This window comes from Colwellia sp. F1, assembly GCF_056238625.1.
Genome location: NZ_JBWDLI010000004.1, coordinates 168,373 through 184,502, shown reverse-complemented (window position 1 = coordinate 184,502; position 16,130 = coordinate 168,373). Strand labels below are relative to the sequence as shown.

Sequence of the window (16,130 nt, the reverse complement as noted above, 5' to 3'; positions counted from 1 at the left end):
ACTTTGATAATTAAAAGGACTTTCGTTTGATACTTTGGTTTCGTAATGACTTAAGAACGCATGATAACCCCGCCTTGCATTACTTTTTGGCTCAAGCTGGGTCAGAGTCTCCTGGTAAGGCGGTGTTCTTTATATCTGAACAACAGTGGTTTGCACACGATTGGTCCCCGATAAAAATAGACTTTATTAAACGACATGCTTATGCATTAGTAAAAGAATTAGCACACTATAATATCGAGCTGGAATTAGTATCAGTACCTGATTTTGCTGCACAAATTAGTTACCTTACGGATTATTGCAAAGCTCACCCTATCGATAAGGTATTTGCCAATAGTGAACTTGAATTTAATGAACAGCAACGTGATCTTTCCTGCATAGCCCAAGGCGTACCTTTAATACTCTATGAAGCCGATGTTATCGTGCCAAAGGGCAAGGTATTAAATCAATCAGGTAGTATGTTTAAGGTGTTTACCCCATTTAAAAAAGCCTGGCTCAATTATGTACGTAAAGTTGGCTTTGACTACTTAGGGAAAGTGAGTGCTTCTTTACCTGCTAACCATTTATTTGAGCATGACGATAACAATAGCAAGCGAGCCAGCAGCTTGTCAGCGGCTTGGCCACTTGCTACAGAGTATGAGCAAACCGCATTACCCAACTTTATTCAAAATAAAATTAATACCTATGCGCAACAAAGGGATATACCATCGATAAAGGGTACGTCGGGTATATCACCTTATTTGGCTGCCGGTGTTATTAGCCCTCGCTATGTATTAATCGCATTATTAAATAACTCACCTGATTTATTAATGGCATCAGACACGGAAGGATTTGCTTGGTTAAACGAAATTATTTGGCGTGAGTTTTATCGACACCTCATATTTCATGAACAAAAACTCTGCAAGCATGTCTGCTTTAAAGCGCAGTATCAAGGCATGCAATGGCACAATAATGAAGTGCTGTTTAAAGCTTGGTGTGAAGGAAAAACTGGCTACCCACTCGTTGATGCTGCCATGCGACAACTTAACCAAACCGGTTGGATGCATAATCGTTTACGTATGGTGGTAGCAAGCTTTTTAACCAAACACCTGTTGATTGATTGGCGTTTGGGTGAAAAGTATTTTATGCAGCATTTAATTGATGGTGATTTAGCGTCAAATAATGGTGGCTGGCAATGGGCGGCAAGTACTGGTTGTGATGCACAGCCATACTTTAGAATTTTTAACCCAATAAGGCAAAGTGAACGATTTGATCCTAATGGTAAGTTCATACGTAAGTACTTACCAGAACTCGAAAACATTCCAGATAAACATATTCACTTTCCAGCGCAGTATATTGCCAACCACCACTTGGCTATTTATGTAAAGCCAATAGTGGAGCACAAAGAAGCCAGACTTAAGGCGTTATCTTTTTATAAAGTGTCATGAACTGATAGTAGCCTGCTTTGAGTGACTAACTAAATAAACCATCAGGGTAGAAAAAATGCATACGAATGTTACCAATGATTTAACCGCTAAAAAACCGCTATGGTTGACCAACTTTATCAGCACTTACCAGTCACTCTCACCCAGTAACCTAACGTTGTTGACCTCGATTTATCATAATAATGTAGTCTTTATTGATCCCATGCATCAGGTTGACGGTATTGATGAACTATATCAGTACTTTGAGGGTTTATATCAAAACTTGTCATCTTGTACCTTTGTTATCAACCATGTTATTACAGAAGCAGATGAAGCCGCTATTTATTGGACAATGTCATATCAACATCACAAGTTGAACCAAGGTAAAGTAGTTACCGTATCGGGAACATCACATATTAAAGGTAAAGGCGATAAGGTTTTTTACCATAGAGATTATCTTGACTTAGGCGCTATGTTATACGAGCAATTACCTTTCTTCGGTAAATTAACCAAATGGATTAAAATTAAGGCGGCAAACTAATGGCGATGAACACAATTTTAATTACAGGTGCAACCTCAGGTATCGGCCTCGCTTTATTTGAAAAATACGTAGCACTTGGTCATAACGTAATTGCCTGTGGCAGAGATGAAAAAAAGTTGTCTTTATTGTCGGCTACCGCCTATAAGACCTATTTATTTGACTTGAATAACCCTGAAAGTATCGGGCAACAACTGCAAAACCTCCCCGCGCTAGATCTGGTCATTCTTAATGCGGGGGATTGTCGTTATATTGATGATGCCAAACATTTTGACGGCCAATTGTTTGCAGACATTATTGCAATAAATCTGTCCTCGCTGGGGTGGTTATTGCAATTTACCTTGCCTAAAGTCAATACTGGGGGACAGGTTGTTTTTGTCAGCTCGAGTGTTACCACACTTCCTTTACCAAGAAGCGAAGCTTATGGCGCATCAAAAGCTGGCATGGATTATTTAGCCAATAGCTTACGTTTAGACTTACTTGCGCAGCATATTGGGGTCACCTTAGTGCACCCCGGCTTTGTTAAAACCCCTTTAACTGACAAAAATAAATTCTCGATGCCATTTCTTATTTCCAGTGAGCAAGCTGCGAGTAGAATTATTGCAGGCGTCGCTAAGCGCAAACATTATTTACATTTTCCTAAGCGATTAACCCTTTTATTAAAATTATTATCATTTTTACCAACGTCAGTATGGCAAAAAATCATTTCAAGGAAGCAAAAGTCATGAAAAACATTGCTATTATTGGTTCAGGTATTTCAGGTTTAACAGCGGCTTATCTTTTATCTAAAAAGCACAAGGTTACAGTTTTTGAAAAAAACGACAACATTGGCGGGCATACCGCGACTGTTGATGTAGAAAAAGGCGGTAGCTCCTTTGCTATTGACACAGGTTTTATTGTTTTTAATGATAAAACCTACCCTAATTTTTTAGCCTTGTTAGCCGAGATAGGTATTGGCAAACAAGCAACAGAAATGAGCTTCTCAGTACACAACTGTCAAACGGGCATGGAGTACAATGGCCATAACTTAAACACCTTGTTTGCACAAAGGCGCAATATATTTCGGCCAAAATTCTGGCAGTTAGTGAAAGAAATACTGCGTTTTAATCAGCAGTGTAAAGCGATATTCGACTCAAAAAACTACCAAGAGGGTATGACATTAGGCAAGTTTTTAGCAGAAAATAACTTTAGTGATTTTTTCGCTGAACATTATATTTTACCGATGGGTGCTGCTATATGGTCTAGCTCTTTATTACAAATGGAAGACTTTGAGTTTAGATTCTTTGTACAGTTTTTCCATAATCATGGCTTATTAAATATTGCAGACAGGCCGCAATGGTATGTTATTCCTAATGGTTCACGGAGTTATTTACCCCCCCTGTGTCAACCGTTTGCAAAAAACATCCAACTAAATGCTGATATAAGCGGTATTACCCGCAGTGAACACCAAGTGCATATACATTTTAATCAAGAGCAGAGTCAGTGCTTCGATGAGGTGGTGATCGCGTGTCATTCTGATCAAGCGCTAGCCTTGTTAAATGATGCCACAGAGCAAGAGCGTGCTATTTTGTCGGCTATGCCTTACAGTGAAAACTCAGTGGTTTTGCATACAGACAAGTCTTTATTACCAAAAAGAAAAAAAGCTTGGGCAAGTTGGAACTATCAACTTAGCCAAGACCGCAGTAAAGCCGCAAGCGTTACCTACAATATGAACATTTTACAAGGCATTCAAAGTGAACATACCTTTTGCGTTACGTTAAACCAAAAAGAGGCAATTAAGCCTGATGCTATTTTAAGAGAATTCATCTATCACCACCCCATTTTTTCCAGTGAGTCAATTCAAGCACAGCAAAAAAGAAATAAAATATGCGGAATTAACCATACGCATTTCGCTGGTGCCTATTGGCATAATGGTTTTCATGAAGACGGCGTAAGAAGTGCCGTTGAAGTTGCCAAACGGTTTGGTTGTACGTTAAGTACTTAAAAGGGAAAAAAAATGGCAGTCACTTTTGAGCAAAGCAAAATTTACCTTGGCAATATTGTGCATCGACGCTTCAGTCCTAAAAAGCATCGTTTTAATTATACCTTGTATATGCTGGCACTTGATGTTGACGAAATTGAAAAAGCGCAACAAGCCAAACAAGGTATAGGCTTGTTTGGTTTCTCGTGGTTTCACCCGTTACGTTTTGTTGAAAAAGATTACTTAGCAAATGAACCTTATGGCTTAAGTGAACGTATAGCTAATAAAGTGAAGCAGTTAGCAGGCCATGATGATATCAATCGCATTGTTATGTTAGTACAAGTGCGTTGCTTTGGTGTCTATTTTAGCCCAGCTAACTTTTATTTTTGCTACAACAAAAATGAACAATGCACCCAAATGCTGGCCGAAGTAAGTAATACACCCTGGAATGAAAGGCATTACTACCTCGTTGATTTACTCGGTGAAAGTAAAAAGGTTAACAAAAAGACTTTTCAAGTTTCACCGTTTATGGATTTGAATATGTCGTATTTCTGGCGTGTTAAAGCACCAACTAAAGACAGTGACAATATCGTAATCAACATTGAAAACAAACGTAAAAACACGTTAACCGATAAAGAAGAGAAATTATTTTATGCTAGCTTAATGTTAGATAAACAAGCACTTAACCAAAAGAACTTACTGCGTGTTTGGTGTCAGTTACCGGTGATGACAGTCAAGGTCGTGTTAGGTATTTATTGGCAAGCATTGAAGTTGTTTATTAAGCGCGTGCCCTTTATCGGCTACCAAAAAGAATAGCCGATAAGTTAGTGACAGCATTATTAGGAGAGTAAAATGGAACAAGTTGAAGGTGTTAGCGTATTAGAGAAAGCAAGCTGGTTAGGGCAACGTTGCTGCGCAATTGTGTATTCTATTTTTGAGCAACTTAGTTATGGTCAGCTTGAAGTAGTGGAAGGTTCAAAGCATCACTTTTTTCCAGCACAGGCAACCAATCCTACTATAGAAGGAAAAATTCACATTCATGATGTGAGTGTGTATCAAGATTTTGTCAAAGGTGGCAGCATAGGTGTGGCGGAATCTTTTATCGAAGGTAAGTGGAGCAGCCCTAATTTAACTAACGTTATTCGAATCTTTGCTAAAGCGCAGCAATTAACCGACTCATTAGAAGCGAAAAGTTCGTGGTCTAATCGCATTAAAAATGCATTATTTCATTGGCAAAACCGAAATACACAGTCGGGTTCTAAACGTAATATTTTAGCGCACTATGACTTAGGAAACGAGTTATACACACGATTTTTAGACCCTAAAATGATGTATTCATCAGCCATATATCCGACAAAAGATAGCTCCTTAGCAGAGGCACAAGCTTATAAGTTAAAAACTATTTGTGAGCGTCTTTCACTCAAAAGTACCGATCACTTATTGGAAATAGGCACAGGGTGGGGCGGTTTAGCTATTTATGCTGCGCAGCATTATGGCTGTAAAGTAACAACCACTACGATATCAGATGCACAATACGCCTATACACAAGAGCGCGTTGAAGCCCTTGGGTTAACAAGACAAATTACGTTATTAAAAAAAGACTACCGTGACCTAACAGGAGAGTTTGATAAAGTCGTCTCTATTGAAATGATAGAAGCCGTTGGTTATGAATTTTTGCCGAGTTTTTTTAGACAATGTAATGATCGTTTAAAACCCGGTGGCAAACTACTTATTCAAGCAATAACGATTGCTGACCAACGTTTTGAGTCATATAGAAGCAACGTTGACTTTATTCAAAAGTATATTTTTCCAGGTGGTTTTCTACCCTCAATAAACATACTCAGCCAGCATATCACTGAGCACAGTGACTTGGTGATAGAAAACCTGGATGATATTGGCTTAGATTACGCTAAAACCTTACATGATTGGCGACAAAACTTTATCGCGTCATGGTCAGACTTGAAGCCCTACGGTTATGATGAAACCTTTAAAAGGCTATGGCTATATTATTTTGCTTATTGTGAAGGGGCTTTTTTAGAGCGCTCTATCAGTACAGTGCATTTAGTTGCAAGAAAATAAAGTTTTACCTGTAAATCTCTTCTGCTCAGCACGTCAATAACTTATACTACGCACTCTTTCGTAGTGAGACGTATATGACAAATAAACAGCTGTTGCCTCTATTGATCCTAATGGTTATTTTTAGCCCTTTAGCCATCGACATATTTTTACCGGCGCTACCTATGATGGCCGGTGAGCTAGCCGTGTCCATGACTAAAATACAATGGAGCATCACCATCTTTATTTTAAGCTTGGGGTTCGGCCAACTCATTAGCGGCCCTTTAGCAGACCGATACGGGCGTAGGCCAGTTGCTATCGGCGGTATCGTGATTTATGGCTTGGCCTCCCTTGCGGCGGCTTATTCAGACAGTTTAACGTTTTTTCTGCTTAGCCGCTTGTTACAAGGCTTTGGCGCTTGCGCGATAGTAGTTGCTGCCTTTGCGAGTGTGCGTGATAAATATAACGCGATTGAAAGTGGTGTTATGTATTCTTATTTAAATAGCGCTATTTGCTGTATTCCGGCGTTAGCACCTTTGTTAGGTAATGTGTTAACTGAGTCGTTTGGTTGGCGTAGTAATTTTGACTTTATGACAGGCTATGCTGTTTTTGCCGGTTTGATTTTATTTTTTATGCTAAAAGAAACAAAACCAGCGTATCCAGCAGTACAGCAGGAAAAGTTTATTAATGTTGCCCAGTTTATAGCAGTATTAAAACACCCTGTTTTTATATTTAATGCCTTTGTTGTGATGCTATCTATGGCGATAATTCTTGCCTACGTTAGCAGTTCACCCGCTTGGTTAATGGTAAATTTAGGACTAGATCAACAGCACTTTGTTTATTGGTTTAGCTTAAATGCTGTGATTAATATTATTGCCTGCTCTTTAGCCCCCAGAGTGTTACGTGCCTTTGGTGCTAGAGTAACCATAGGTTTAGGTATGGTACTGTTAGGCGTGGCAGGTTTACTGATGTTAGCCTTGCTAGGATTGCACACCCCTGTGGCTTTTATGCTACCCATTATGGTGAGTTCACTTGGTTTTTCTCTACTGATGGGGGCTTGTGCAGGGCAAGCGCTGGCGCCTTTTGGTGAAAAAGCAGGCTCTGCCTCTGCCCTATTAGGCTTTGTACAAATGAGTGGCTCAGCGGTTATTGTTTACTTTTTACAATTATTACCCATAAGTGAAGCTGCGCAATTAGCTTTGTTAATGCTGATGATTATTCCCGTATACGGGATATGGAAGTCACCTCGAGTGAAAAAGCACATTATGCTCACCTCGCATTAATTGCCTGCAGCTTGGCATGCATTACCTGTAAATAATGCTGTGCTGTTCAGGCTTGGCCTTGAATTAGACAATGTCGTTAATAATATGCCTGTAGTCTGTAATATAAGGGTAGCCTTGTAGTTGCTCTGAGCTTATATTGGGCCGTGTCAGATCTGGGTTTGCCACAGAAAGCAGGTGCTTAATCCCAAATTCTTTTGCCGTATTTAAAATCGTTAAATTATCATCAACAAATAACGTTTGTTCATTATCAAACTTTAAATCTTGTTGTAAGTTTTGCCATAATACTGGTGACTCCTTGGTCGCACCATAGTTGTGCGTTGAGATAAGTGAGTCAATATGTTTATCTAGCGCAGTTCTTTCTATTTTTAAAGATAAGCTGTCAGGGTGGGCATTAGTCACTAAAACAACTTCCTTATTGGCTTTTCTAAGGGCATCTAAAAAAGGGAGTGTGTCTGGGCGTAATGCAATTTTATGCTGTATTTCTTTCTTTAACTCAACAATAGGCAACTCAAGCTTATCGCTCCAATAATCTAAACAATACCATTGGATTTCACCCATAACCTTGTTGGTTTCAACTTGTAAATACTTTTGGGCTTCAACGAATGAAATATGATGGGCTTGTGCATATTTTGAGGGAATATGCGTATGCCAAAAATAATTATCAAAGTGTAAATCTAATAAAGTACCGTCCATGTCGAGTATAACAAAATTAATTTTTTCCCAGTTAAGCATTTAGAGGTTCCATAGTTGATGTTTATCGTGTCATTATAGCGTTATGTAGAACGGAATACGCAAGCTTATGACGAGGAAAAATAAATTACCCACCATTAATAGTCAACAACAAGTGGCTAAAAGTCGTTTGTTTGCCATTGAGCAACTTGAATTAACTTTTAGTAATGGCGAGCAGCGTCAGTATGAGCGTATGTTAGGCTCTGGTAATGGCGCAGTAATGATAGTACCTATGCTTGACCCTGATACGCTATTGTTAGTCAGAGAATACTGCGCTGGCACGCACAGTTATGAGCTTGGCTTCCCTAAAGGGTTGATAGACCCAGGTGAGTTACCTGAACAGGCGGCTAATCGAGAGTTACAAGAAGAAATTCTTTATGGCAGTAAGCAGTTGAAATTTCTTTCACAGGTCATGATGGCTCCCGCTTTTTTCAATGCCAAAATGGATATTTTTGTTGCGACTGATTTATACCCCTCAGCACTTGAAGGTGACGAACCCGAACCCCTAGAAGTTGTTTCTTGGCCTATTAAAGAATATAAAACATTATTACGCCAGCCTGATTTTCAAGAAGCTCGAAGTGTCACTGCGTTAATGTTGCTCGTTGATTACCTTTCCCCTAATCAGTTATCCAATCAGGATGAAGTATGACTATAAATGATGAAAAACTCTTAAATACTGCCTTAGAAAGCGCTAAAAAGGCGGGTGTTGAGGTAATGAAGTATTATCGTGATCAAAGCTTTACTGCGGATATCAAATCAGATAACAGCCCAGTAACCAGTGCAGATATTGCCGCCAATGATATATTGATGGATCAATTACAGACATTAACCCCAGATATTCCTATTATCTCTGAAGAAGTCGGGACGGTGGCTTTAGCAGAGCGAAAAAATTGGCAGCGCTATTGGTTACTTGACCCCATTGACGGTACAGGTGAGTTTATTATTGGTAGCGGTGACTTTGCGGTAAATATTGCGCTAATTGATAACGGATGGCCAAGTATTGGTGTTATTCATGCGCCTGATCATAACTTAACATATTATGCACAAAATAATTTAGGGGCGTTTAAAGAATGTCACTTTAAAAACAATAATACTAGCCACCAAATTCATGTAGCAGATTACCAAGAGCCACGCCGTATTAAGGTGGCCATTAGCAGGCGCCAGCACATAGAGGTTATCAACCAGTATTTAAATAATGACTTTAGTTTTGACCATGTTGCTTTAGGGAGTTGTTCGTTAAAGCACTGTTTAATTGCAGAAGGTGGCGCTGATTGTTATTTGCGTATTGGTGTTACCGGCGAGTGGGATACAGGGGCGGGCCAATGTATTTTAGAGCAAGCCGGTGGTACTATCATAGACAGTGAATTTAACCCATTAACTTACAATAAAAGAGAAAGTTTACTCAACCCAGACTTTCTGAGCTTGGGTAATAAGAATATTCCTTGGCAAGACGTGATTAAACCCCACAGAAAAACGTATAGCGATGCGTGATTGTTTTGCCTAGGGACAGCAAATAATGTTGCTGTTAGCGCTTGTATACGCGCCAACTAATATAAAGCAATTAATTTAAGTTAATTAAGGTGTTAATTATTTTCTTGTGCTTGATTAAATTGTTCGCTGGGGAGAATGTTTACACTTTCATGTAATTCAGAATAAACGAGCACAGCACTGCCTTGAGCTAACTGTGATTTTACTTGGGCAATTTTGTCTTCTTGTGTTGCGTCAATAGCGCCATAATCAGTGCCTTCACGTAAAATAAAGTCTTCAATTATTGCGTGTAAAGTCTCTTTAGGAATTTGTTCTAAGGGTATTATCATGGTTAACCAGCAGGTATGTCGTACGTTAAAAAAAACTATTGTACGACATGACCTCACATTACTCTATTGGTTAAATACGTATGCCGACCACCCCTTAAAAAATAAATAGTAATATTAAGCGTCTTCGTTAATATTTTTAAGAAAGTAGTAAATATAATAGCCGCCAATCGCTAATAATATAGCTAAACCGCCTATAGAAAACATTACCACTGGATCATTGGCAAGCATAGAGAAAAAGTTCATAACTGACTCCTTATATTGTCATTAAGGCCAGTATAATATACCCTTAAAAAATATAGGGTGATATAGATCAATATAACTCGTTATCCCTTGCCATTTTTGCTTTGAGTGTTTCTTGGGCGATAATTTTTCGGTAAATCTTATTTGCTTTCTCTTCGGCCATTGCTATTTTAGCTTTAGAAAGGTTCCGCTCATCAAGTAGACGGCTGGTTTCAGCATTAGGGTAACTATTCCAAGCGGCAATAGTATTCCAAATAAATGACATTTCAGTGCTTTTCTCTACACCTTTGCCTTCACTGTACAGTAAGGCAAGATTATATTGTGCTAGTACATTGTTTTGATCAGCAGCCGCTTGGTACCAGCGAGAAGCCCTAAAATCATCTTGAGCAACGCCAGTGCCATTGGCAAGCATGACGGCTAAATTAAACTGCGCGCTTGCTAAGCCTTTTTTAGCGGCTTTAAAGGTTAATTCGTATGCTTTTTTTAAGTCTTTTTTCACTAACTTGCCTTCAGTGTAAATTAAAGCAAGTTCGAACTGAGCGTCGGAATCATTTTGCTCGGCGGCTAACTCAAATAATGCGAGCGCCTTCATTCCGTCTTTAGGTACGCCGTAACCGTTTTTATAAACAACCCCCATCTGATATTGTGCCGGTGCATACCCCTCGGCTACCAAAGGACGAAACTCTGCGATGGCACTATGGAACTCACCACGGTTTAAGTCGTAAATACCTTGTTCAAAGTTGTTGCTTTGGCTTAAGGAAGAAAAACTCGTTGCCAATACTAAAATTAATGTGCTAATTAAATTTCGCATAATATGTCTCTTTAATAATATTTACTGATATAAGTATTGTAGCTCAGTTTTTAGTGTAGCTCAGATTTATTAATTCACCGACATCATCGCTTCAATCTTTTCAGCTACTTCTAGCCAGAGCATTTCATTTTCTTCTATTTTTTCTTTTAAGTTAGCCTGTAGCTTTAATTGTGTGGTCAGTTCTTTTTTTCGCTCAGCTTGATAAATATCACTTTCACTAAGTAAGGCTTCTACGTGTGCTAGTTCGGCTTGATCTTGTGCTATTTTTTTTTCTAGTTGGTCAGACTCTTTACGCAAGGGAGCCGTTTGTTGACGCAATTTAGCTTGTTGTTGGCGTAGTTGTTTTTTGTCTAACGTTTTATCTTCGTTGTCACTTTGATTACTATTGCTGTCTGATTTGTGGTCAGACAAGGTTTGTTTTTTATCCTCATTGAGCCATTGCTGATAATCATCAATATCACCACTGAAATCGGTTACTGTACCATTAGCAACTAAATAAAATTCATCTACACAAGACTCTAGTAAAAAGCGATCATGGGCAATTAATATAATCGCCCCACCAAACGCTTGTAATGCCATTACTAAAGCTTGGCGCATTTCTAAGTCTAGGTGGTTAGTCGGCTCATCAAGTAATAACAATTGTGGTTTTTCTAAGACAATAAGTGCTAATACTAAGCGTGCTTTCTCACCACCCGACATATTTACAACGGCTTCAAGTGCTTGGTCGCCACTAAAGCCAAACTTACCTAAAAAACTCCTCGCTTGTGGCTCACCTAATGTAGGTTTGGCACGAAGAATATGATCAACAGGGCTTGAGCTCGGATGTAATTGCTCTAATTGATGTTGAGAAAAATACCCTATTGTTAGCTCTTGTGCACAATAACGTTCACCTTTAAGTAAGGCGATTTCACCGGCTAAAGACTTTATTAAGGTCGATTTACCAGCGCCGTTTCTGCCTAATAAGCCAATACGGCTACCAGGAACTAGCGTTAAGCCAACATCATTTAAAATAATAGCGTCTGCACTATACCCGCACTGGCTTTCGGTTAAAGACAACAATGGGTAAGGTAGGCTGTCTGGTTGCTCAAAGTTAAAAGTAAATTGGCTATCGACATGGGCTGGGGCTAAGCTTGGTAACTTCTCTAAACGCTTTAAGCGACTTTGTGCTTGCTTTGCTTTACTGGCTTTGGCTCTAAATCTATCGACAAAGGCTGTTAAATTAGCCGCTTCTTTTTGCTGTTTTTGAAATTGGATATCTTGCTGCGCTAGGTGCTCGGCGCGTTGTCTTTCAAAAGCGGTATAATTACCGTTATACAGTTTGGCGCGTTGATGTTCAATATGTAATATTTGGTTAATCACCGTATCAAGAAAATCACGATCATGGGAGATAAGCACTAAAGTGCCGGTAAAACGTTTAAGCCAACGTTGTAGCCAAATAACGGCGTCTAAATCTAAATGGTTGGTCGGCTCATCCAGTAATAATAAATCAGCACGGCTTATTAACGCCTGGGCTAAATTTAAACGCATGCGCCAGCCCCCTGAGAAGTCCTTTACAGGGCTAGTGAGCTGGCTTTGTAAAAAACCTAACCCATGAAGCAACTCCCCTGCGCGAGCGGGTAGGCTATAGCCCTGTATTGTGTCTATTTTATTGATGATAATGGCCTCTAAATTACCATCGTTATTTTGGCGTGCTTGCGCTAATTGTTGCTCGAGTTGACGATATTCCTTATCACCATCTATAACGTAGTCAAGTGCAGCTTGTTCAAGTGACGGTGTTTCTTGTTTAACCGTTGCAATAGACCAACTACTGGGTAAGGATAAATCCCCTGCATCTGGTGATAGTTCACCGAGCAAGGCCGCGAAAAGAGAAGACTTACCACAGCCATTACTACCCACTAAGCCTACCTTATGGTTGGGATGAATAGTGAAACTTGAGGCGGTGATCAGATTTTTTGCGCCTCTGTCTAAGCTTAAATCGCTGGCGGTGATCAATGTTTTTTCCTTATGTTAATCGTTGTAAAAGTGGATGTTAAAAAATATCTGTATATTGTCGCTGTTCCTGTGACCACTATTCAAGGTAAAATAACAATATTCGAAATTATTTATTAGCTTAGTTAAAATATTCCTGAGTTAACGCATTAACTAAGCGGGGGCAATGACAGATGAACAAGCAGCAAAAAAAAAGATTTATAGCAGGGGCAATTTGCCCAAAATGTAAAGCACAAGATACGATGGCGCTAACAAAAGAAGACGGCGTAGAAAAAGTTACGTGTGTAAGCTGTGGTGAACAAATGACACAAAGTGAGCCACAAGTTGCAGAGGCAGTACGTCAACATGAGCAAGTGATTGGCGTATTTACACCTTAAAGGCAAGCAGTGATTTAATTAGAGCGTGGCTTTTGGTTTTGTTAAGGTAAGCATGAAAAGGAGTCACCTTCTCTTTAATGCTTACCTGTAAATAGGGCTATTAACTGCAACAAATAGCGAAGCAACATTTACGTTATTATAACTTAACGTTTGGCCGACAAAATACTTTCCACGCTTAATTTTACTTGTTTATAGTTAACTGATTCAACAAAGCCGAGTGAAAATGTTTGCGGTGTTGTTAAAAACTTATCTTTATTGCTTCGGCCAAAACCAAATACTGTCATGTCGGGGCGGCTCACGTAATTATCAGGGTGTTCATCATCTTCATGATGTAAAAGAAAAAGCATACGTGGGCTTTTTTCATCGCCAAAGGCGATCCATTCAGGTGATGGTAAATCACCCAAAAATGGTTCGTTGATTAAATGCTTGCTGTTATCAGCAGATGAAAACCAAAAGTCAGTATCATCCATTTCACCATAAGGAACACCCTCGTATTGCACCCAATACTGGTAGCCCTCACTTACTTTACTCATGGTAAAGTCTAAGCGCTGTGGGTAAAAGTCCCATTGGCCTTGCCACATTTTATTACCGGATGTAAAGGTAATACGCACGTGCTGCTTAGACTCAATATTGACGACAGAAGTAGACAAATCAGTACCTGCATTTAAAGCATGAAAATAATTGCCGTCTTGCTTATGAATAGCATTTGGAAAACCGCGATATTCGCCTTTATGGCCAGAGCCTTTTTTATTGTGAAAGCCTAGCCAGTCAATGCCTTCTTTATCAAGCATACTGGATAAACCACCGCCTTTTTTTTCTAGGTAGTAAGTCGCATTAGGTGTGGTAATAATATAGCTAGATACACCTCCTGCAGAGTCATCTATGCCGTGTGTGAGTTGTACTGTTGCTTTGACCACATTGCTTTCTTGTTGGTTTTCACTCGCACAGCTGGTGATAAAAAATATCATGGCTAATAATAAAACCCTAGGGTTAACTAAGGGGCTTATCGCAGTCACTACTGCATTTTTTATTGGTTTTAAAGGTAAAGTTGTCATCGTAAATCCGGCAAAGTTAATTGAATAATAAGGGTGAAATTTAATGTTTAAAAGAGCGCTATATTGTTATCTATAGCGCCTTTTTACTTGCTTTAAATCTGCTTATGCATTACTGATAGTAACCTGTGGTGGCTTTGCGCTTTGCTTGAGTAAGTAGCCAACAGCCAAAATAACCACAGCACAACCAACAAAGATTAATCTGCCCCATAATGGGTTGGGTATTAGCGCCATAAAGACAATACCTGTACCCATGTACATCACCATAGAGCCAAGCTTGTTACGTTGTTGGCGATCATAGGTGTCTTGTTCGCCGTCTGAAATCACAGGGCTTTTAAGATCGTTAAAGAAAGCATCGGTTTGTGCTTTATATTGATCTTTATCTGCTTTATAAAACACTGTCGTTAAACAAAAGAACCCCGCAGTGATAACTAAATGCGCTCCTATGGTTAAGATTAGGTTCATGTCGGTAGCTTCTCTTGACGTAAACTCAGGTATGCCAATAAAGCGAGAGAATACATCAGGCGTTAGCACGTTCATAACAAACCAAGAAACAAATAAACCAATAACAACGGTGACCCACGGAGCCCATGAGGGTGTTTTCTTAATAAATAGGCCAAATATTAATGGAATTAAAATTGGCACTTGAATCATTACCGAGAACGACATCATTAAATCAAACAAACTAAGTTCTTTTAATGACTTAAAAAATAACGCCATCATAATCACTAACAAACCACTAATAAAACTGAGTAGTTTACCCATTTTTAATAAGTGTTCGTCGGTGACTATTTTATTGCGTTTTTCTAATAGTGGCTGATAAATACTGCGGATAAAAATACCCGAGTTTTTATTTAAGGCTGAATCCATAGACGACATAGAGGCTGCAAATAGTGCAGCGAGTAATAAGCCAACCGTACCTAGGGGCATGGCGTTTCGAGCAAAGACTAAATAAACAGCGTCGGCAGCTTTATTACCTAATTCTGCATAAGACGCTGCCGCATCAGGGTATAAAATAGCTGAAGCCCAAGGGGGAACGAACCAAATAATACTGCCAACTCCCATTAACACCATGGCAAGCAGTGAAGCTTTACGGGCGTTGTCAGAGTCTTTGGCGTTTAAAAAACGAAACGAATCATTCAGGTTCATTATGGTTATCATTTGCTTTGCAAGGAAAAAGATAAAAGTACCTACTAACAGTAAACCATAGTTCATATCAGGGCCCATAATAAAGTCAGACGGGAATTTGGTCACTAATTCAACAGGCCCTCCAACCATTACCAAGGCAACAATCGCACAAGCAATAGACACCACAGCCACCACTAAGGTTTGTACAAAGTCAGAAGCCACAACGCCCCATGCGCCAGACAATACCGAGATAAACAATACCGCTAAGCCAGTAGCAATAATGGTAAGATTAATGTCAGCTTCAAATACCGCACTGGTAAACACCCCTAAGGCGTTTAACCAAATACCCGCATTTAAAAAGCTGAACACAATTAATGCACAAGAGAAAAACAACTCATTTTGGCTACCAAAGCGGCGCTTAATACCTTCAGTTGGCGTATCAACGCGCATTTGACGAAAGCGATGTGAGAAGTACGCCCAGCCACAAAAATAAGCAAAGGTATTAGCAAAAAACACTAAGCTAACAGCAAAACCGTCAGTAAAGGCTTTACCTGCTGCCCCAGTAAATGTCCAAGCCGAAAACTGTGACATAAAGGCGGTTGAGCCAACCATCCACCAGAGCATTCTGCCACCGCCGCGAAAATAATCGCTTGTTGATTTAGCCGCCATTTTTTTGAAGGCAAAACCTATACCCACAACTAAAAGGAAATAACCGGCTATTACTGCGTAATCATAAATCATGTGATAAAGC

General features: G+C 39.5%; 17 protein-coding genes. 10 read left to right on the top strand and 7 right to left on the bottom strand.

Translation table 11 applies throughout. The features are described from left to right. Positions 1-26: 26 nt before the first annotated feature. The 7 genes from phrB (at position 27) to AC0UA9_RS05225 (ending at position 7,236) form a co-directional block, all read left to right on the top strand. On the top strand, positions 27-1,424 hold the full coding sequence (gene phrB / locus AC0UA9_RS05255) for a deoxyribodipyrimidine photo-lyase (RefSeq protein WP_475657963.1): 1,398 nt from the start codon (positions 27-29) through the stop codon (positions 1,422-1,424). Between the two features lie 55 nt (positions 1,425-1,479). Then, positions 1,480-1,941, top strand: a complete 462-nt coding sequence (locus AC0UA9_RS05250; RefSeq protein ID WP_475657961.1) for a nuclear transport factor 2 family protein — start codon at positions 1,480-1,482, stop codon at positions 1,939-1,941. A 5-nt stretch (positions 1,942-1,946) separates the two neighbouring features. Next, positions 1,947-2,666: an SDR family NAD(P)-dependent oxidoreductase gene (locus AC0UA9_RS05245; protein ID WP_475658182.1), complete on the top strand. Its 720-nt coding sequence runs from the start codon at positions 1,947-1,949 to the stop codon at positions 2,664-2,666. Then, positions 2,663-3,922 carry an NAD(P)/FAD-dependent oxidoreductase gene (locus AC0UA9_RS05240; protein WP_475657959.1) on the top strand — a complete coding sequence of 420 codons (1,260 nt, stop codon included), beginning with the start codon at positions 2,663-2,665 and terminating at the stop codon, positions 3,920-3,922. Before AC0UA9_RS05245 ends, AC0UA9_RS05240 begins: the two co-directional genes overlap by 4 nt. Positions 3,923-3,934: 12 nt before the next feature. Further along, a complete protein-coding gene (locus AC0UA9_RS05235; protein WP_475657956.1) occupies positions 3,935-4,714 on the top strand; it encodes a DUF1365 domain-containing protein in 780 nt (259 codons plus the stop codon). A gap of 36 nt (positions 4,715-4,750) precedes the next feature. After that, positions 4,751-5,977, top strand: a complete 1,227-nt coding sequence (locus AC0UA9_RS05230) for a class I SAM-dependent methyltransferase (protein ID WP_475657954.1) — start codon at positions 4,751-4,753, stop codon at positions 5,975-5,977. Positions 5,978-6,051: 74 nt separating this feature from the next. Beyond that, a complete protein-coding gene (locus AC0UA9_RS05225) occupies positions 6,052-7,236 on the top strand; it encodes a multidrug effflux MFS transporter (RefSeq protein ID WP_475657952.1) in 1,185 nt (394 codons plus the stop codon). A 63-nt stretch (positions 7,237-7,299) separates the two neighbouring features. On the opposite strand, the gene yrfG is transcribed toward AC0UA9_RS05225, so the two are convergent. Next, a complete protein-coding gene (gene yrfG, locus AC0UA9_RS05220; RefSeq protein ID WP_475657950.1) occupies positions 7,300-7,968 on the bottom strand; it encodes a GMP/IMP nucleotidase in 669 nt (222 codons plus the stop codon). Between the two features lie 67 nt (positions 7,969-8,035). Between yrfG and nudE the strand changes: the two genes are divergently transcribed. Further along, positions 8,036-8,614 (top strand): ADP compounds hydrolase NudE, encoded by a 579-nt coding sequence (gene nudE, locus AC0UA9_RS05215; protein WP_475657948.1) that lies wholly within the window; start codon positions 8,036-8,038, stop codon positions 8,612-8,614. Then, entirely contained in the window at positions 8,611-9,456 is an 846-nt protein-coding gene (gene cysQ, locus AC0UA9_RS05210) for a 3'(2'),5'-bisphosphate nucleotidase CysQ (protein WP_475657946.1), read from the top strand. Before nudE ends, cysQ begins: the two co-directional genes overlap by 4 nt. 92 nt (positions 9,457-9,548) lie before the next feature. On the opposite strand, the gene AC0UA9_RS05205 is transcribed toward cysQ, so the two are convergent. The 4 genes from AC0UA9_RS05205 to AC0UA9_RS05190 form a co-directional block, all read right to left on the bottom strand. Then, on the bottom strand, positions 9,549-9,782 hold the full coding sequence (locus tag AC0UA9_RS05205; RefSeq protein WP_475657944.1) for a YheU family protein: 234 nt from the start codon (positions 9,780-9,782) through the stop codon (positions 9,549-9,551). A 114-nt stretch (positions 9,783-9,896) separates the two neighbouring features. Beyond that, positions 9,897-10,025, bottom strand: coding sequence for a hypothetical protein (locus tag AC0UA9_RS05200; protein WP_475657940.1), 129 nt, complete (start codon positions 10,023-10,025; stop codon positions 9,897-9,899). A gap of 67 nt (positions 10,026-10,092) precedes the next feature. Beyond that, complete coding sequence (locus AC0UA9_RS05195) at positions 10,093-10,833, bottom strand: tetratricopeptide repeat protein (protein ID WP_475657938.1); 741 nt, start codon at positions 10,831-10,833, stop codon at positions 10,093-10,095. Positions 10,834-10,902: 69 nt separating this feature from the next. After that, entirely contained in the window at positions 10,903-12,825 is a 1,923-nt protein-coding gene (locus tag AC0UA9_RS05190; RefSeq protein ID WP_475657935.1) for an ATP-binding cassette domain-containing protein, read from the bottom strand. A gap of 170 nt (positions 12,826-12,995) precedes the next feature. Here AC0UA9_RS05190 and AC0UA9_RS05185 point away from each other — a divergent pair, with 170 nt between their 5' ends. Then, on the top strand, positions 12,996-13,199 hold the full coding sequence (locus AC0UA9_RS05185) for a YheV family putative zinc ribbon protein (protein ID WP_475657933.1): 204 nt from the start codon (positions 12,996-12,998) through the stop codon (positions 13,197-13,199). A 143-nt stretch (positions 13,200-13,342) separates the two neighbouring features. On the opposite strand, the gene AC0UA9_RS05180 is transcribed toward AC0UA9_RS05185, so the two are convergent. Together AC0UA9_RS05180 and AC0UA9_RS05175 are read right to left on the bottom strand one after the other, a co-directional pair. Further along, the gene (locus AC0UA9_RS05180; protein ID WP_475658181.1) at positions 13,343-14,167 is read right to left on the bottom strand and encodes a hypothetical protein; all 825 of its coding nucleotides are present in this window, start codon (positions 14,165-14,167) and stop codon (positions 13,343-13,345) included. A 189-nt stretch (positions 14,168-14,356) separates the two neighbouring features. After that, entirely contained in the window at positions 14,357-16,120 is a 1,764-nt protein-coding gene (locus AC0UA9_RS05175) for a sodium:solute symporter family transporter (protein ID WP_475657930.1), read from the bottom strand. Positions 16,121-16,130: the final 10 nt, after the last annotated feature.